Origin of the sequence: Moraxella bovoculi 237 (assembly GCF_000696305.2) — a bacterium.
Classification (GTDB): Bacteria; Pseudomonadota; Gammaproteobacteria; order Pseudomonadales; family Moraxellaceae; genus Moraxella; species Moraxella bovoculi.
In genome coordinates, this window is sequence record NZ_AOMT01000004.1 from 1 (window position 1) to 17,983 (window position 17,983).

General features: G+C 46.7%; 23 protein-coding genes. 10 read left to right on the forward strand and 13 right to left on the reverse strand.

What is annotated here, in order from left to right; translation table 11 throughout:
- The first annotated feature begins 199 nt into the window (after positions 1–199).
- On the forward strand, positions 200–874 hold the full coding sequence (locus MBO_RS00225) for a metal-dependent hydrolase (RefSeq protein WP_052585179.1): 675 nt from the start codon (positions 200–202) through the stop codon (positions 872–874).
- Here MBO_RS00225 and MBO_RS00230 read toward each other — a convergent pair.
- The 3 genes from MBO_RS00230 to htpG all read right to left on the reverse strand — a co-directional run bounded on the left by MBO_RS00230 (position 871) and on the right by htpG (position 4,203).
- On the reverse strand, positions 871–1,320 hold the full coding sequence (locus MBO_RS00230) for a copper resistance protein CopD (protein WP_152545065.1): 450 nt from the start codon (positions 1,318–1,320) through the stop codon (positions 871–873). The two genes, MBO_RS00225 and MBO_RS00230, sit on opposite strands and share 4 nt — an antisense overlap.
- A complete protein-coding gene (locus MBO_RS00235; RefSeq protein WP_036361823.1) occupies positions 1,317–2,165 on the reverse strand; it encodes a DUF3025 domain-containing protein in 849 nt (282 codons plus the stop codon). The genes MBO_RS00230 and MBO_RS00235 overlap by 4 nt, the downstream gene beginning before the upstream one ends.
- Positions 2,166–2,277: 112 nt before the next feature.
- Positions 2,278–4,203 (reverse strand): molecular chaperone HtpG, encoded by a 1,926-nt coding sequence (gene htpG, locus MBO_RS00240; protein ID WP_036361826.1) that lies wholly within the window; start codon positions 4,201–4,203, stop codon positions 2,278–2,280.
- Between the two features lie 173 nt (positions 4,204–4,376).
- On the opposite strand from htpG, the gene MBO_RS00245 reads away from it, so the two are divergent.
- Entirely contained in the window at positions 4,377–5,774 is a 1,398-nt protein-coding gene (locus tag MBO_RS00245) for an alpha/beta hydrolase (RefSeq protein WP_152545066.1), read from the forward strand.
- On the opposite strand, the gene MBO_RS10130 is transcribed toward MBO_RS00245, so the two are convergent.
- The 8 genes from MBO_RS10130 to MBO_RS00280 are packed head-to-tail and all read right to left on the reverse strand — an operon-like array spanning position 5,775 to position 9,497.
- Positions 5,775–5,903, reverse strand: a complete 129-nt coding sequence (locus MBO_RS10130; protein WP_257791629.1) for a hypothetical protein — start codon at positions 5,901–5,903, stop codon at positions 5,775–5,777.
- Positions 5,900–6,298, reverse strand: coding sequence for a cytochrome-c peroxidase (locus MBO_RS00250; RefSeq protein ID WP_052585180.1), 399 nt, complete (start codon positions 6,296–6,298; stop codon positions 5,900–5,902). Before MBO_RS00250 ends, MBO_RS10130 begins: the two co-directional genes overlap by 4 nt.
- A 19-nt stretch (positions 6,299–6,317) precedes the next feature.
- Positions 6,318–6,668, reverse strand: a complete 351-nt coding sequence (locus MBO_RS00255) for a cytochrome-c peroxidase (protein ID WP_080702118.1) — start codon at positions 6,666–6,668, stop codon at positions 6,318–6,320.
- Positions 6,616–6,855, reverse strand: coding sequence for a hypothetical protein (locus MBO_RS00260; protein WP_052585181.1), 240 nt, complete (start codon positions 6,853–6,855; stop codon positions 6,616–6,618). The genes MBO_RS00255 and MBO_RS00260 overlap by 53 nt, the downstream gene beginning before the upstream one ends.
- Positions 6,855–7,769, reverse strand: a complete 915-nt coding sequence (locus MBO_RS00265; protein WP_080702119.1) for an alpha/beta hydrolase — start codon at positions 7,767–7,769, stop codon at positions 6,855–6,857. Before MBO_RS00265 ends, MBO_RS00260 begins: the two co-directional genes overlap by 1 nt.
- A 51-nt stretch (positions 7,770–7,820) precedes the next feature.
- On the reverse strand, positions 7,821–8,249 hold the full coding sequence (locus tag MBO_RS10135) for a TonB-dependent receptor domain-containing protein (protein ID WP_265013571.1): 429 nt from the start codon (positions 8,247–8,249) through the stop codon (positions 7,821–7,823).
- Between the two features lie 55 nt (positions 8,250–8,304).
- Entirely contained in the window at positions 8,305–9,111 is an 807-nt protein-coding gene (locus tag MBO_RS10140; protein WP_152545068.1) for a TonB-dependent receptor domain-containing protein, read from the reverse strand.
- The gene (locus MBO_RS00280) at positions 9,045–9,497 is read right to left on the reverse strand and encodes a hypothetical protein (RefSeq protein WP_152545069.1); all 453 of its coding nucleotides are present in this window, start codon (positions 9,495–9,497) and stop codon (positions 9,045–9,047) included. Before MBO_RS00280 ends, MBO_RS10140 begins: the two co-directional genes overlap by 67 nt.
- A 32-nt stretch (positions 9,498–9,529) precedes the next feature.
- Here MBO_RS00280 and MBO_RS00285 point away from each other — a divergent pair, with 32 nt between their 5' ends.
- Entirely contained in the window at positions 9,530–10,672 is a 1,143-nt protein-coding gene (locus tag MBO_RS00285; RefSeq protein WP_052585186.1) for an aminotransferase class I/II-fold pyridoxal phosphate-dependent enzyme, read from the forward strand.
- On the forward strand, positions 10,666–11,421 hold the full coding sequence (bioC, locus tag MBO_RS00290) for a malonyl-ACP O-methyltransferase BioC (RefSeq protein WP_036361832.1): 756 nt from the start codon (positions 10,666–10,668) through the stop codon (positions 11,419–11,421). Before MBO_RS00285 ends, bioC begins: the two co-directional genes overlap by 7 nt.
- Here bioC and MBO_RS00295 read toward each other — a convergent pair.
- Both MBO_RS00295 and MBO_RS00300 read right to left on the reverse strand, forming a co-directional pair.
- Positions 11,418–12,305: a class II glutamine amidotransferase gene (locus tag MBO_RS00295; protein WP_036361834.1), complete on the reverse strand. Its 888-nt coding sequence runs from the start codon at positions 12,303–12,305 to the stop codon at positions 11,418–11,420. The genes bioC and MBO_RS00295 overlap by 4 nt on opposite strands.
- Before the next feature lie 14 nt (positions 12,306–12,319).
- Positions 12,320–13,330: a homoserine kinase gene (locus MBO_RS00300; protein WP_036361836.1), complete on the reverse strand. Its 1,011-nt coding sequence runs from the start codon at positions 13,328–13,330 to the stop codon at positions 12,320–12,322.
- 264 nt (positions 13,331–13,594) lie between these two features.
- Here MBO_RS00300 and hisF point away from each other — a divergent pair, with 264 nt between their 5' ends.
- The 6 genes from hisF (at position 13,595) to MBO_RS00330 (ending at position 17,977) form a co-directional block, all read left to right on the forward strand.
- Positions 13,595–14,365 carry an imidazole glycerol phosphate synthase subunit HisF gene (gene hisF, locus MBO_RS00305; RefSeq protein WP_036361841.1) on the forward strand — a complete coding sequence of 257 codons (771 nt, stop codon included), beginning with the start codon at positions 13,595–13,597 and terminating at the stop codon, positions 14,363–14,365.
- Between the two features lie 115 nt (positions 14,366–14,480).
- Positions 14,481–14,972 (forward strand): 6,7-dimethyl-8-ribityllumazine synthase, encoded by a 492-nt coding sequence (ribH, locus tag MBO_RS00310; RefSeq protein WP_036361843.1) that lies wholly within the window; start codon positions 14,481–14,483, stop codon positions 14,970–14,972.
- 146 nt (positions 14,973–15,118) lie between these two features.
- Positions 15,119–15,673: a transcription antitermination factor NusB gene (gene nusB / locus MBO_RS00315; RefSeq protein ID WP_036361846.1), complete on the forward strand. Its 555-nt coding sequence runs from the start codon at positions 15,119–15,121 to the stop codon at positions 15,671–15,673.
- 51 nt (positions 15,674–15,724) lie between these two features.
- A complete protein-coding gene (gene thiL / locus MBO_RS00320; RefSeq protein WP_036361848.1) occupies positions 15,725–16,702 on the forward strand; it encodes a thiamine-phosphate kinase in 978 nt (325 codons plus the stop codon).
- 31 nt (positions 16,703–16,733) lie between these two features.
- Positions 16,734–17,396, forward strand: coding sequence for a hypothetical protein (locus tag MBO_RS00325; RefSeq protein ID WP_036361851.1), 663 nt, complete (start codon positions 16,734–16,736; stop codon positions 17,394–17,396).
- 5 nt (positions 17,397–17,401) lie between these two features.
- Positions 17,402–17,977, forward strand: coding sequence for a phosphatidylglycerophosphatase A family protein (locus tag MBO_RS00330; RefSeq protein WP_036361855.1), 576 nt, complete (start codon positions 17,402–17,404; stop codon positions 17,975–17,977).
- Positions 17,978–17,983: the final 6 nt, after the last annotated feature.

A 17,983-nucleotide genomic window follows, 5' to 3' on the forward strand; every position in this document is an offset into this window, starting at 1 on the left:
AAAGCAGTGTTTGACCCTAATGGGGTTATGAATCGTGGTAAAGTCTTTGATATCGAGTAATATCCTACTCACAAAAACGCCTTGATAGATCAAGGCGTTTTTTCATTGGTGCCATCTGAGGTCTGGGCGGCATGATTTAAATTTGAAGTTAGTCAGCAGTGTGCTAAAATAGCGCGATTTTTAATAACTAAGGTCCGTCATGGCAAATTTTCGCACCCATCTCACCGTCGCGGCAGCGGCCAGCACTGTGCTCGCTGCCTGCGGTGTGTACGCCAAATTATTCGGACTAACAACAGGCGTGCTGTGCGCCATCATTGGCACAATTGGCGGATTACTGCCTGACATTGACCTAGATCACTCCACCCCTGCCAAGCGAGGGTTTTTCTTAGGTAGCCTCATCACCTCCATGCTCATTGTGATACCGTATGCCAATGCCTACCGGCAAAATGAGCTGATCTTAGACTCTTTAATCCTATGGGGGATCAGCTTTATCATCATTCGCTTTGTGATCATTGAGACATTTAGCCGCTTGACGGTACATCGTGGGGTGGTGCATTCTGTGCCTTATATGGCGGTATTTGGGCTCTTGGTGGTGCATGGGGTGTTTTATGGATTGCAAATGACTGCTTTTGTAAGCTGGATGTTTGGGCTATTTTTATTCATTGGCAGTCTCATTCATCTACTGCTTGATGAGATTTATAGCGTCAATGTACTAGGGCTTCGACTCAAAAAATCCGCAGGTACGGCATTCAAATTCTTCGAAATCAAAAAACCACTTCATTATGCCGCGCTATATACCGTGATGATCGGTCTGTTTTTTACCGCGCCGCCTTATCAAGATGCTTGGCGTGTGATAAAAAAGCTCATCGCTTAGCCGCGGAACATCGCCCCCGTCACCACAAACGCCACGCTCCACAGACAGATCAGCGCCACATGAACGCCCATCACCTTTAAAGTGCTGTCCGTATAAATGCCCTGTTCAAGCTTGGCAACGACGCGAAACCTCGCGTGCAATGCGGTAATGATCGTTAATGCCAGCCATGTCAATTTACCATGAATCAGCGCTGACAAAAACCCCATTGGCTCGCCCCACATGCCAACAGGCACAATGTCATGCATCATGTATAGTCCTGTCATCACCTGTACAGCCAGCGCACTCATGCCCAGTGGTTCATAGCTTTTTTCAAATTTTAAAAACCCTGCCACGTCATTATGACGAATAAACCCAGGCATCAAGCGAATGAGTAAATACAGATGGCCGCCAACCCAGATGCTTGCGCCCAATAAGTGCAAAATCAATGCCATCTGATACATACTCACGCCCTTCTCCCCGATCTAAACACATTCGCATCATCATAAAATGACGCATCTTCATTATCCCAAAAATACGGCACGCCCAAAATTGGCAATGGCGAGAGGTCTCTTGGTGTCGCCCCATCAACGAGCCATTGATCCAATCTGCTCGCAAGCACCTCATCCACATATGCCAGCCTATCCGCCAAACCAAGCTCAAAAAACTCATCATCCACGCTCAAAATAAGTGTATGGCTACAAAGTGGCTTGCGCGGATAAATCAACTGCTCAAGCAAAGCATGGCCAAAGATAAAAATCTGCGCAGCATCATCAGCACTTGGTAGAGCTGGGTTATGCCATTGATTGCGCGGCTTGACAAGTGCATTTTGCCAATCAAAATTCTGCAGCGCCTTGCCAATATCGCGATCTTTTACCATAAGTATCGCGCCATTTTCATCAAAGACTGTAATCGCATCGCGGACACGGTTGCGCCCATTATGCTCATTAGCGCCCTTTGCCATCTCGCGGATGTGAACGTGGTTTAATACCGACTTTGATTTTGGAAATGCTGACCACACGCACGCACCGAACCAGTCGTGCAGATTATTGCGTGTTGGGATATTAGCAGTTGCATGGATGTGCGCCTCGTACGCTGTGCCGTGTGGTAGATCGTCTTGATTGACGAATGTTAGAGGATTATTCGAATTATGCAATGTCGGCTTGATGGCATGATCTTTAAAGTAGCTATTTAGCCAGTCGGCAAGCTCACCCGTTGGCAAATCCTGATTGAAAACTTGATGTATGCCCAGATAAGGCATAAGCCAAGGTGCGGACAAGTCGATGTTCTTAAAGGCAGGAATAAAGTCACTCATAATCAATGGTTCGTTATCGTCATTCGTTTATTTTACAACGTTCGGTCTGATTTCGCCATGTTCTTAATCAATAAAAAACGCCCAACTTGTGAGCGTTTTTTATTGATATTGATTATTTCAGCAGCAGTTTGTTGATGCGTTTTAGGTAGCCTGCTGGATCTTCAAGCTGACCACCATCTGCCAAGAGTGCTTGATCGAACACCACCTGCGCCAGATCATCAAAATCGCTCGATGTCTCTAGACGCTCGATGAGTGGGTGCGTCGGGTTAATCTCAAGGATGGGCTTAACGTCAGGCACAGGCTGCCCCATTGCTTTTAACATCTGCGCCATCTGCGGCGTCAGCTCGCCATCACCAACGACCAGGCAAGCAGGACTGTCCACCAGACGGCTCGACACGCGTACTTCTTTGGCACGATCAGCCAGGGCGCTTTGCAGCTTCTCAACGACTGGCTTTAGGCTCTCTTCGGCTTGGCGAGCTTCTTCTTTTTCGGCTTCATCAGTCAGGTCACCCAGATCAACCGCACCTTTGGCGATGTTCTGTAGCGGCGTACCGTCAAATTCGGTCAGAAAGTTCATCGCCCACTCATCCACGCGCGCCGTCATTAAGATGACCTCGATGCCTTTTTTGTTAAACAACTCCAGCTGCGGACTATTCTTGGCGGCGGCTAGGTTGTCAGCGGTCAGATAGTAGATCGCCTTTTGACCCTCTTTCATGCGTGCTTTATAGTCAGCAAAGCCTGTATTCAAGGCATCATCTGTGCTTGTGGCGTAGCGTACTAGCTTGGCGATGCGCTCTTGGTTTGAGATGTCCTCGCCCAGACCTTCTTTTAATACATCGCCAAACTCACGATAAAAATCAGCGAATTTGGCTTGTTTATCCGCATCTTCAGAATTGGCAAGGCTTGCAATCATGGTAAGTACGCGGCGCGCATTACCCTCGCGGATAGACTTGGTGTCGCGCGACTCTTGAAGAATCTCACGGCTGACATTCAGCGGTAGATCCGCCGTATCAATCACACCTTTCACGAAGCGCAGGTACATTGGCAACAGCTGCTCGGCATCGTCCATGATGAAGACGCGTTTTACATACAGCTTTAACCCACGCTGCTGCTCGCGCGCATACAGATCCATCGGGGCTTTTTTGGGAATATAGAGGAGCTGAGTGTACTGCACACGACCTTCGACACGGTTATGTGACCACGTCAATGGCGCATCAAAATCATGCGTCAAATTCTGATAAAAATCCGCATACTCTTCATCGCTCACCTCGCTAGGCGTACGTGTCCACAGCGCAGTGGCTTTATTGATGGTCTCGTATTCATCAGTTAGGACATATTCGCCCTTACCCGTCGGCTCGCCTGCATCATCCAGCTCATCTTGCCAGACTTGTTTGCGCATCTGAATGGGTAGACTGATATGATCAGAGTATTTATTTACCAGTGATTTGATGGTGTATTCATTGGTATAATCCTGCTCGCCTGTACTGTAGTCGTCTTTTAGGTGCAAGGTGATGGTCGTGCCTTTGTTTGGCTTGGTGATGGTCTGTGTGGTGAATCGACCTGTGCCGTCAGACACCCAGCGCACGCCAACATCATGTGCTTCGCCTGCCTTACGACTCTCAACGACAATCTGATCCGCCACGATAAATCCTGAATAAAATCCCACACCGAACTGACCGATGAGATTACCGTCTTTCTTATCATTATCAGACAGACGCTCCAAGAATGCCTTAGTGCCTGACTTGGCAATGGTACCTAGGTTGGCAATCGCCTCTTCTTCTGTCATGCCGATACCATTATCGCTAAAGCTGATGGTCTTGGCATTCTTATCGATGTCGATCTTGATGGCAAGCTCGCCATCATTCTCATACAGACTGTCGTCCGATGTCGCCAAAAAGCGTAATTTATCACACGCATCAGACGCGTTCGATACCAATTCACGCACAAAAATATCCGCATTAGAATACAAAGAATGCGTCACCAAATGCAAAAGCTGTGCCACTTCGGCTTCAAATTGATGTTGGTTAATGTCGCTCATGATCTCTCCAAGATGTTAAAAATCTACCCAAAAAAATAGGGTCGTTTTCTTGCTTTTCAAGGCAAATCCCAAAAAGATGCCCAAAAATCATGCTACAATATAACTTAATTTTTGGTTAATGTATTGTCGTGAAAAAAGTGTTTAAGATTATATTTAAAATACTGCTGTTATTTGTGATTATCATATTAGTGGCGGCAGCGTTAGGCTTTGGATATTTATTATCTAAAGAGCAGACACAGGGGGAAGTCTCATGGCAGTCCTGCTATCGCCCGACATTTTGGTCATGGTTTAGTCTGCCACCGCCCGCACAGCTACAGTGCGCTGCCATTGAGCTGCCCTTAGACGATACCCAAGACAAAACCATCACGATCGCCATGACGCGCCTGCCATCAGCCAATGCCGATGCCAAAGACTTGCTGTTATTAAGCGGTGGACCCGGTGGTCACAGCCTTGACATGATCGGCTGGCTGTCTGATGATGAATACACTCGCACCCTAAAGGACAGCTTTCACGTCCTAGGCGTCGCACAGCGCGGTGTGAAGCCATCCACTGCGATCGACTGCGGTGGCGCACTCGAAGAAGATGGCGCAAAAGCCTATGTTGATGCGTGCGTGGCGCATTCAGGACTGGATTTTATCAAGTCCATCAGCACCATCCACACCGTACACGACTTAGATAAAATACGCACCAAGCTAAATATCGACAGCTGGTCGATGCTTGGCTACTCCTACGGCACAAAAATCGTCGCCCAGTACGCCGAATATTACCCGTCGCACCTAAGAGCAGGCGTATTAGACGGCGTGGTGGACACAAGCGAGGATTTATTTACGATTTGGGCGAATCAGCAGACAGGCGCTCAGATTGCTTTTTATCGATTCATGTCAAATTGCCATCAAGATGAATCTTGTATCTTTGGTCAATCTGATGAACAAAATCGTGAATTTTTGACAAAAATCGCCAAACTTGCCGCCCAAAAACTCACCGATAAGAACAACGATCCCATCGATGAGCGAGCGATTCTAGGCCTGATTGAAAATAATCTGGGTGATGAGCTGGCTTGGCCGGAGATGTATGTCATGCTTGATGAATTAAGTCATGGCAAAACGAGCAAATATAACGAATTGCTATTCATTCAAGAATTTGGCGAGCAGGATTTTAGCCAAGATGCCTTTGTCGGGATTAACTGTGCAGATTCCGCCCCAAAAGATCGTAGCAACTACCTAAACAGGACAAAAGCCATCGGCAAAATCGCCGCCTACAACGACATTGAGCGCAGCGATGATGAGCTGCTGGATGCTTGCTATTATTGGCCTTTTGATGGTGCGGATGACTTAGATGCCAATCTTATCAGCGATGCCACGCCAACACTACTGTTCGTGGCGCAGGCGCATGACTTCGCCACACCATTATCGAACGCCAAGAACATGGCGAATCGCTTTGGTGATTATTTGATTTATACGCCATATTTCGGTCACACCATCAGCTTATCAGGCGCCAATGCTTGCATCGATGGTGCGGTGGTTGATTATCTGATAAATGGTGATGAGCCTGATGTGATGGTTTGCCACTAATTAAAGCGCCATCAAGAAATCCACCAAAGCGCCCATCTCTTCATCGTTTAGCGCCAAAGGCTTGATGAGCGGATCTAAGTGATTCTTGTGAGCAATGGCGGGTGCATTTTTGATGGGTGGGATTGTCATGCCTGATTATAGATTGCCACCACACCCCATAAATTTGTAAATAGTCCATGATGAAACCAAGGCTTTGAGCTGGATAGATTTCTTAAAGACGGTGTTTTGAATTTGCCAAAATCCTTAGCATCTCTCGTGACAGCACACTTACCAAAATCTTGACGCGGCCGCCCTGCCAGAGTCTGATTTAGATTATGAAATTTATCATCGCTCATTGCCATCCCAAAATGGCAATTCATACATCTGCCTTTGGTACGAAATACATACAATTCCAAAAGCTCACTGTCGGATAATGCCGCACTGTCACCCAGCAAGAATTCATCAAATCGGGTACGTACAGGCGTAAGAGTAATAAGATATGCATTTAAAGCCTGAGCAACTTGGTCAATCTCAATAGCGGTCAATGTCTCACCAAATACTAATTCAAACTTCGGCAGACAGCCTTTTTTGATTCAAGCGCATTGGCACACTTTCTAGCGTTATGTCCATTTCGTTGGGATCAGTTAAGGGCATGAGTGCCTGCTCAGACAGACTGCGCGCCCTTTCATCCCAAAAAAATCCTTGCGACTTAGAACTTAATCCTAGGTGTATCAAAGACTGGCTATTACGACTGCCTTGCCTGCCATACACGCCAATCGAAACAGCCCTTGGGTCTGAAAACCCATAAAGTGGATCATGACAATTGACATATCCAACCCGCCCATCTGATGATAATGCGGTTTCAAAAAAATAACTGCCCACCCAGAATGGCAATTGGCGTAGGCGATTTATCATCAATAACAATCGGCGCAAGCTTCAACCATACCACACCCTCATCAACCGTTGGTGGATGCCATTGGCTGCTGGGCTTTTGATAATGATTGCGCAAGCATATTAAGTCATAATGTTTGTCTTTTTGGCAAAAAGCGTGGGCATGAACACCTATCAATCCCATCCATATCGCCAAAAGCCAGCCACGCATCAGCAGTCCTGATCTGCCTTACATGCCTGATACGCCATCGTTACGCCCTGTATGATGGACGGATAAGCATTCTCACCGTGCGAATAACCTGAATTAAACTCAAAGTTAACTTTGGCATTGGGCAGTTGTTGCTGCAAAAACTCATACATCAAATACGCGTCGCTATTGGGCAGATCTGTGCTCGGCGCGTTCGGATTTCGATGGCGCGCGGTTAGCTCCTGCTCGCCTAGCGTGATAAGAACATTTTTGATATTAGATGTATCAATCAGCCCGCTTCTATGCCCCAGAATACTCTTATCGTTCCACCAGATTGACGGACTTGCGATCGCATAATGATCAAAGCTCTCACTGCGAGAAAATAGCACATACAACCCAAACAGCCCACCATACGAATGACCAATCAGCGTGCGATAATTCGGATTGATGCCAAATTTTTTATCGAGCATGGGTGCTAGCTCATCTACCATAAAGGCATGAAAATAATCAGCACCACCAAAAGCCACTTGCTCACCTTTTGGCTCTGGATAATCTTCAGCTGGCGGCGTGTAGTCGTGCGTGCGTTTTGGAATGTCAAACTGCTTGCCTGAAGTATAGCCAATCCCAACCACCATGAAGGATTTGGGATTTTTTTCACTTGGCTTGCCATGCATCATCTGCGCGATGGATAATGCTACCGCAAAGAATGCATTGCCATCAAGCACATAGATGACAGGATAGCCGCTGGCAGGTCTATCACCAATGGTCGCCACTTGAATCAAATATTCCTTATCTGTATAGGATGGATGCATGATCGTCTCTTGGCTATTTAGCATCGTCGCGGGCTGCCAAGTTGCCACTGGCTCACTCAAAGGCTTAGTCGCACAGCCTTGGAACATCAACGCCATCAAACTGACAGCTGCTAACTTTTTTATCATGATTGGACACCCAATGTCATAAAAAGAGCGGAAAAAATCCGCTCTTAATGGTTAAAACTCATATTTTAACCTGGCGAAGTAAGATCTTCCCGGCTCATTATAGATTTGGCTAATCGTATTGTCACGCAGCTTTTGTTTGTCGAACAGGTTATTCACGCCGATGCGTCCACTTAGATAATCATTGAGACGGTAGCCAGTATTGAGTGAGACAATATTATGGCTTTTAACTTCTTTGTTATGCAATAAGTCATCTTTTGCAGAGTTTTGGATGTTACTCTCGGCAAATTGGCGCGGCTTTTGGCGACCGTATTGGGTAAAGGTGAAATTCACATCCCAATTATCATCAATGTCATAACCAAAAATCGAATTCCATGTATAATTTGGAATCATCGACAATGGGTTGCCGCTGCGCTTATCAATGGACTCCATCATATAGGTGACGTTGTTCGTCCAGCGCGCATCGCCCCAATTCCACGTCAAGCTACCTTCCACGCCTTCGATTTTGGCTTCAGGGATGTTTTCCCATTGCAGCAGGTTATATCATGTCACTAGTAGTTCTGCGAGCCGTGTAGGGCAATGTCACACTACCAATCAGCGTATTACCTGCGGTGATCTTATCCTTATAATCACTGTGGAAATACGTCAAGCTGGCGTTAGTCACCGCATCACGATATTGAATGCCAAGCTCGGTGTTTAATGAGGTTTTAGGTTTTAGGTTTCCATTGCCTTGAAGCACACACCACTGACCTGCTGGCACAAGATAAATCGGACAACCCTGTCCACGCGTGCCCAACAGATAGTCATTTGAAATTTGATAAAGATTTGGCGCTTTATAGGCGCGCGCCACGCCTGCCTTTAGTGTCCAGTTGTCATTCAAATGATGCGTTAAGTTTAAGGCAGGGCTTAGGTCTGAGCCTGATTTGTTGTGATGATCATAACGCAATGCTAGCATAAGATTCGTGTTCTCGTTCAGTTCTAAGTTATCCTCAATGTGCGCTGAAGTAATCTTTGAGGTGCTTTTGCTTCGATCGCCCGTTACAAAGGCATCAGCATACAGCGCATTAGCATCTGTACCAGTTAAAGTACTTTCATCCATGTTCGCGGTGTCTGTCAGCTCATCTTTGACATATTCGGCGCCGATGGTGATTTTGTGAGGTACACCAAAGGTAAAAGGGATACTCGTCTCGCCGTGGGCGCGCCATGTTTTTAGCTCAGTATCTTCAAAAGTCGGCGCCTCATTATTCACCGAACGTATCACCCCTTCAGGACCGCCTGCTAAGCCTTTGTCAAGACGGGTGTTTTTGGTTTGGTCATATTGCAGGGTAAATTTGCTATCCCCCAATCATACAGCCCGTCGTGCGTCAATGAATAGCTGTCTTGGCGCATGATGTTCGTCTCGGTGCCAATCAGGCTGTTTAGCAAGGCGTTGCTTTGGGCTTGGTTGCCTGTGGCTTTCGCGCTAGAGTCACGGTTGGAGTATTGGGTATCGCCAGAGTATTCATTGCCTTGGCGACCATAAGCAGCATCAAAGGTCAGTGCATGATCAGGGTTGATCTGATAGGCCAGTCGCAGACCCGCGTCTTTATTCTCAACACCTTCACGCCCTGCTGCGCGTGCCAGATAGCTTGAACCATTAGCATTCATATAAGGAACAAGCGGGTTAATGTCTACCGCATCCATGTCATTCTTATCCCTTAACTTGCATTTGTGCCAAACTTCCCCTAACATAGCTATCTTTATAAGGACAAAGACATCAACTCATGGATAAATTCACGCCCTATCACGAACGACTGTCCGCCTTGCAGAATGCGGGTAACATCCGCAGTTTTCGCCTTCAGACGGACTTATTAAACCTCTCTAGCAATGATTATCTTGGGCTAGCGCGCTCACACCTAAAGGATGAATTCATCAGAACCCATCAGCACCACGCCGATTTTTGTTTTGGTGCTTCATCTTCTCGTCTTTTGACGGGTAATTTTGATGCTCACGAAATGCTAGAGCAAGCCCTGCAAGCTGCCTATGGGCGATCGGTGCTGACCTTTAATAGTGGTTATCACATGAATATTGGCATCCTGCCTGCCATCGCGGATGATCAGACGCTGATCTTGGCGGATAAATGGGTGCACGCCAGCATGATTGATGGCATCTTATTGGCCAAAGAGCGCGGGGCGAAATTCTTCCGTTATGCGCATCAGAATCTGACCCAGCTGGCTCAGCTTCTTGATAAGCACCATGCCAATTATCGCCACATCATCATCATGACTGAGTCGGTATTTAGCATGGATGGTGATGTGACCGACCTGCAGGCACTCATCACCCTAAAACAACAATACCCAAACGTCTCGCTATATGTCGATGAGGCGCACGGCGTGGGCGTGTTCGGTGAGTGTGGTCTTGGCGTAGCAGAGACGCTGGGCGTGATGGATGAGATTGATTTTTTGGTGGGGACATTCGGGAAGGCATGGGCAAGCGTGGGCGGCTTCATCGTCTGTGATGACATCATCAAGCAGCTACTGATTAACAGCATGCGCCCTTTGATTTTCAGCACCAACGTACCGCCCGTCAACGCACTGTGGTCTGCTTTTGTGTTCAATCAGTCAATCACGATGCAAACTCAACGTAAGGCACTGCTGGACAATGCCAGATATTTTAGAAATAAAATCAAATCTTTAGACTATGAATGTCCTTCAGACAGCCACATCATCCCCATCATCATCGGCGACAATCAAAAGACCATTGATTTGGCAGAAGCACTTCAAGACAGAGGCTTTTATGTGCTGCCCATCCGCCCACCCACCGTACCTGTGAACACAGCACGCATTCGCATTTGTCTGACCGCAGGCATTACCACAGATCAGATTGATGAATTCTGCCGAACACTTGAGGAATTGACACGATGTTAAATGCCGACATCAGTACAGAATTCATCGCGCATAATTTTAAAAAAGCACATGCCACTTACGATCAGTCTGCATTGGTTCAGCATCAGATGTGTCAGCATCTTATCACACTCATCCAGACACGCCTGCCCGATGCATCGCCCAAGTCCATCCTAGAGATCGGCTGCGGCGTGGGCAATCTGACCAAACTTTATCACCCACTATGGCAGATAGATGAGCTCTATCTGAATGATCTGTACGATGTGCATTCTGCCATTGACCGCGCCAAGTTTATCATCGGCGACATTGAGCACATCGATCTACCTAGGGTGGACATGGCGCTATCAAGCTCAGCATTGCAGTGGATGAAAGATCTACCCACCCTGTGCCATCGCATTCATCACGCACTGTCAGATGCTAGCACGTTCGCCTTTGCCACATTCGGGCAGGATAATTTGCATGAGATGAAGACGCTGACAGGCATCGGGCTTGATTATCACAGTCTTGATGACATCATACAGATGCTGTCTAAGGCTGGATTTGATGTCATCCATACCGAACAAACGCCGTACACGCTATATTTTGATCAGCCAAAGCAGATTCTACGCCACATCAAAGAAACGGGCGTATCTGTGGGCAGCGTAGGATGGACGAAGTCGTCATTGGCACAATTTTATGAAAATTACCGCAAAAAATTCGCCATTTTCAACGATGGAAAATGGCGATATCCTTTGACTTATGATGCCATCTATGTGATCGCGGTCAAACGCTAGACGCTCGCACCCACACTTCGGGCTAAGGCGATGCCATCTTCGATGGACAGATAGGTTTTTTTGCTCGGTGTGTCTCTAAACACCACATCACCATCTTGGAAAACCAAGCATTCATCCACCGCGATCTGTTGCCACGTCTCGTTTTTGGTTAAAGGGATGGTTACAAGAATGGTCACCTTGTCCTTATCGGTGGTCAAATCGCCAAAATTCACGCTCATCTCGCCATCAGACAGATGCGCTTCGCCAAATGGCGCCTTGCGAGTCAGATAAAACAAAAGGCTGCCCGCATACGCCAACTGCCAATGACCGTTCGAAATCAGACAATTAAACAGCCCATTAGCGGACAGATAGCGGCATTGTGCGGTCAAAAAGGCAAATAACGCTTCGTCTGATGGGCGAGATTTAAAGGTTGATTTTAAGCGGTTTAATAGATAACAGAACGCTAACTCGCTGTCAGTCATACCCACAGGCGAATAATGTTCTGCGTTGCCATTGTCATGCAGCCTTTGGGTGCGACGAATGAAGCTGTCTGTCATCTGCCCATTATGCGCAAATGCCCACTGCTCGCCCCATACCTCACGGACGAAGGGATGCGTATTAGCAAGGCTGTTTTTCTCGCCGGTGGTTGCCTTACGAATATGCGCAATCACGTTCATCGCCTTGATAGGATGATGATTGATCAGATCAGCGACAGGCGACAGATGGCTTGGCTTGTTGTCATGAAATTGACGCAAGCCTAGCCTACCCGAGTCACTGCGCTCAAAAAACGCAATCCCAAAGCCATCTTCGTGATGATCCGTTCCACCGCCCCGCTGACGAAAGCCAGCAAAGCTAAAACCGATGTCGGTTGGCGTGTTGCAATTCATTCCAAGTAGTTGGCACATTGTAAATTCACTTATTAATTGGTGGGTTTGACTTTATTCCAGTGATAGCTTGCCAGCCGTTTCATCAAATCAGGATTTTTGACCATGATGTCATCGCCCGTCCGCCCTTGCTCACGGTTATAGCAGATGACGTTTAGACGCAGTAGCCAAAAAATCGTGGCAGAGTAGGCAAGCATGACAGGCAGGGCGGTTTTTTCGTTGTCGGTCAAGGGGCGGACGCTCTCATAGCCGTCTATAAAGGCAGTCATTTTGTCGGTGTTAAAATTCACGCTCTCGCCGTCTGTCGCATTGCCCCAAGTCGTACAAAAATCGTTAATGGTAATGGCAATGTCCATCAAATAATGCTCAACCGATACTTCGGTAAAGTCCAAAAGCCCCGTAAGTGTAGCCGTATCCCCCGAAAAATCCCACAAGGTATTATCAGTAAACATATCCAAATGACAAAGCCCCTTTGGCAAATCATCGGGCAGATTGGCATATGTTGTCCAGATGTCGTTCATCAGGCGGGCTTCATCGGTGGGCATATAGGCGGTTTCACGCTTTTTGACTCTTGCCCAGTCGTACAGTGGCACGCCATAGTTTTCGGCAGGTTGCAGGGTTTGTAAGGTCTCGTGCAGTGTCGCCAACGCTTGTCCCATAGTGTGGCACATGGCGGTGTCTGTATTGGTGGGGTGCCTACCTTCTAGCTTTGGCACGACTAGGATTGCCTTGTTTTCGTATCGCATGACGCAGTCGGTGCCGATGTCATCGCCTTTGGCGGTAAGCTTGACAAGCGGCGGGGCGATTGGCAATTTGTCTTTTAGGGCGTGCATGACGGTTGCCATTTTGATAATATCAGCAGGCACACGCTCTTCAAATAGCGTAAACACATAGCTAAACTCATCGCCCACGTCGCTGTCCTTCTGAATGAACCAGTTGGAATTTTTGACACCTTGCACGATGGGAATGGCTTTTTTAAATTTTACGCCAAACAAACCACAAAACGCAAAAAATTCATCATCGGATAGGTGGGTATAGACGGACATGGACTTTTCCTGCTTTTACCAAAAGTGCATATTTTAAAGGGTTTTTACTGATTTTACGAACACTTTCTTGGAATTTTTGGGTTTTAGTTATTTGGCAAACCCTGCCTTATCAGCTCAGAAAACTCACGACTGCTCATATCCACACACGTAAGGTGCGCTACATTCAGCATTGTCGCCATAAATATAAAGAATTTAGGTTGTATAAAACGGTCTTTATTGTCATAATATCGCAACATAATATCAGCCAAAAATGAAGAGAAAATCATGCTAGCCAAACGCCTAATCCCCTGCCTTGATGTTGAAAATGGTCGTGTCGTCAAAGGCGTGAACTTCGTGGACATCAAAGATGCAGGCGACCCTGTACAAGTCGCCACTCGTTATAATGATGAAGGTGCCGATGAGATCACCTTTTTGGACATCACTGCCACCTCTGATGGTCGAGATACGACCTATCACATGGTAGAGCAGATCGCCAAGAATATCTTTATCCCGCTGACCGTTGGCGGTGGCGTACGTAAGATCGATGACATTCGCAATCTGCTTAATGCAGGCGCTGACAAGGTTGGTATTAATTCTGCTGCCATCACCAACCCCGATCTTGTTAATGATGCCGCTTCACGCTTTGGCAGTCAGTGTATCGTGGTATCCATCGATGCCAAGCGCGTCACCAGACCAGATGGCAGTATTGGCTTTGAGATTTTTACTCATGGCGGGCGTAAAGTCACAGGCATCGATGCCATTGACTGGGCGGTGCAGATGACCAAACGTGGTGCAGGCGAATTGTTAGTGACCAGCATGGATGGCGATGGCACACGCCAAGGCTACGACCTACTGCTCACCAAGACCATCAGCGAGCTAGTTAACATCCCCGTCATCGCATCAGGCGGTGTTGGCAACCTACAACATCTGGCCGATGGCATATTACAAGGCGGAGCTGATGCTGTGCTTGCCGCGAGCATCTTCCATTTCGGTGATCACACGATACGCGAGGCCAAAGAATTCATGGCAGCCCAAGGCATTCCTGTACGACTGTAATTCTATTAGAATTCATTTGGTAATTTTCGCATCAATTTGGCATGAAAATCGCCCACTCCATGGCAAAATATGCTAAAATAAACGATGATTTTCACTCATAAAAATAGGCGAGAACATGAATTACACCAACCAAAAATCAGCCGTTACCCATCTAGATGGCGCACTTGACCAGAACCAAGGTCTTCGCATTGGTATCGCGGTTGGTCGTTTTAATGGTTTTTTAGTAGAGAGCTTGGTTGAAGGCGCGCTGGACGCCCTACTTCGTCACGGTGTACAAGGCGAGAACATCACCGTTGTGCGTGTGCCAGGTGCGTTCGAGCTACCACTGACCGTCAAGCGCATGGCAACTTCTGGTAAATATGATGCGATCGTGGTACTTGGTGCGATCATTCGTGGTGCGACACCGCATTTTGATATCGTGGCAAGCGAGTCTGCCAAAGGCTTATCGCACGTGGCGCTACATCACGACATCCCTGTGATTAACGGCATCTTAACCACCGAAAACATCGAGCAGACCATCGAGCGTGCCGGCACCAAGGCAGGCAATAAAGGCTACGAAGCTGCCATGACCGCCATCGAGATGGCAAGCGTCCTAAAAGCGCTATAATTTGACCTCACACTCTAGGGCAAATTTACGCAATTTGCCCTTTTATTATTTAACAGCATAATCGGTCATTATCACACAACAACGTAAAAAGATGAGATCTTCACGATTTTTTGTTATGATAAATTACCCAATGACAAGGCTTTGACATGAATACTCCGACTTCTGACCAATCTTTTGACATTAACGAAACAGGCTATAAGACCAGTTATACCGCCATTCGTAAGGCACGTCGTTTTGCCGTGCAGGGGCTTTATGAATGGCTGATGACCGATTATCGCTTCGCCACTCAGCAGCGAGATCTCCTGGGCGGTAACGAACCGCACACCATCGTTGCGCGCACTCGCAGCGTGAACGCCATGCACACCGTACATCTTGGCTACTATCACGAGCTGATGCGTGAGATTCCGATGAAGGCAGGTGAGCTCATCGTGGACATCACCCGCTATCTTGAACGCAGTTTTGATAAATTAGACACCATTGAGAAGGCGATTTTGCTCATTGGTGCTTATGAGCTTAAGCACAGCCTGCACATTCCTTATAAAGTCGTGCTGGATGAAGCCATGCAATTGAACACCCATTTTGGGGCAACCGATGCACATAAATTCATCAATGCCATCCTAGACAGATATGCCAAAGAAGTGCGAGAATTGGAATATCAAGCGAACAAAGCTGAGAAAAAAGCCAAAAAAGAAAGCGAGTAATTAAAAGGGTGGATAATTCTGCCCTTTTTTAAAATCATCAAATAAATAACCATGTCCGAATTTTCCCTAATCTACACCCATTTTAAACACGCCACTACACGCCACCCAAGCACCGTTTTGGGCATTGGCGATGACTGTGCGATAAGCCACATTCCGCCAAATAGCCAGCTTGTCAGCTGTGTGGATACGCTCGTGGCAGGACGGCATTTTGTTCATGAGACCTGCCCGCACGCCATTGCCTATAAAGCGGTGGCGGTCAATCTGTCCGACCTTGCCAGCATGGGGGCGACACCTTACGCCATTTTGGTGGGATTATCCTTGCCAAAAGCTATGGCGAATGATGATTTTTGCAAGGCATTTGCACACGGTTTGGCGGATGCTTGCACGCCCTTTGGCGTGGAGCTGATTGGGGGTGATACCACAGGCTCGCCTGTTTTGACGATTTCGGTTACGGCTTTGGGTTTTGTTCCGTCAAATCAAGCAATCACACGGCAAGGAGCGTGCGTGGGTGATGTGGTGTGCATGAGTGGCACGGTGGGGCTTGCAAGCCTTGGGTTGCATCGGATTTTGGACGATTTGAACGGGGACGGTCACGCCAACCGACCGCCAGACACTCTGCCCCACGACTTACACCAAGCCCTGCAATACCCTGCCCCACAGGTGGCACTTGGTGGGCGACTCATCGGCTTTGCAAGCAGCATGATTGACGTCTCGGACGGCCTGGGGCAGGACTTGGGGCATATTTTGAGGGCAAGTGGCGTGGGGGCGGTGATTGACCTTGATGCCATACCAAGCCATGCCCTGCTTGATGCCTTGCCCCACGCCCAAAAATGGCAACATCAAATCAATGGCGGAGACGACTATCAATTGTGCTTTACCATGCCTTCTGCTAAACTTGATTTATTCAAAACCCAAAATCCTGATATGCCAATTTATCCCATTGGGCACATTGTGGCGGATAAAGGGCTAGTGTTTTTGCGCAATAAAAAAGAAGTGGATTTATTGGTAAAAGGGTGGGAGCATTTTTAATTAAATATTTGCCAATCAAAAGGCGTTAATCATGAATAAATTTATTTTGACAATATTATTATCTCTTAACCTGTTTAATATAAACGCTATCGCTCAAAACACCCAAAAGGCGATGACAGATGCTCAAAAAAGTGCTTATGTTGACTTTCAGACCAATGCTGATATTATTCGTTTAAATCATTTGGTTTATTGGGGTAAATTGATTGATGAATATCATCAAAAAATGGGACATTATCCTTTTGCTAATCAATCAAAACACCCCATTTATGTGGAGATTGCCACGCCATTACAGCAAAGTTTCTTTAACGGCAATAAACCGCCTGCACCTGCAACAATAAAATCCATGAAAGATTTCGTACAAGAGTTAGAAAAAGGCTTGGGGCGAACCATTGATGAATATTATGACCCACAATATGCCCCAGACGGCAAACCAAATTTTTATATCTATATGATAGACGGGCAAGACTATTATTTGGCGGTACATACTTTTTCGCCGTTTTCTTTTGCTCGTCATATTGATGTTAATTATCATAAGGTGGAAATTTCTAATATCAAAAATCGCACGCTTAATATCACAACTTTGCAAGAATTATTAAACAACAATGCCTTTAAAAAAGCAATGAATAAGCCGATTGATAAGATTGGATTTTTTAATCAGCGAGAACAAAAAAATTTGCACAGCACCAAAGAGTAACTTGAATGCAAAACCACAAACCCGACATTCGTAAATCAAACCTTTGTCCGCCCTATCCGCCCACCGCCACCGCCTTTGAAAGATGCGTATATTGGCTAGGGATTGGCTTAGGTTCTGGTCTGCCCAAAAAAGCTGCTGGTACTTGGGGGACGGTGGGCGGAGCCATCATTGCTTTACCCATGCTTTTATTGGGATTTTGGGGATTTTTGATAATTACCATTATTGGCTGTCTGATTGGCAGTTATATTTGTGGCAAAACGTCTGATTTAATGAATACTCACGATGATCCGCATATTGTTTTTGATGAATGGGTGGGAATGTGGATTGCATTATTACCAAGCGTTTGGTTGTTGATAGGAATACCGGATGATAAAAGCGGATTGGCATATTGGCACCCAAGTTTAATTTTATTTTTGATTATCCCTTTTATCTTATTTCGTTTTTTTGATATTATTAAGCCTTTTCCGATTAAATGGGTGGATAAAAACGTCTCTGGCGGATTTGGCATATTGATTGATGATATATTGGCAGGGGTGATGTCGGCGGTGGTTATGCTGGTCATTATGTCTATCGCGCTATGATCGAAG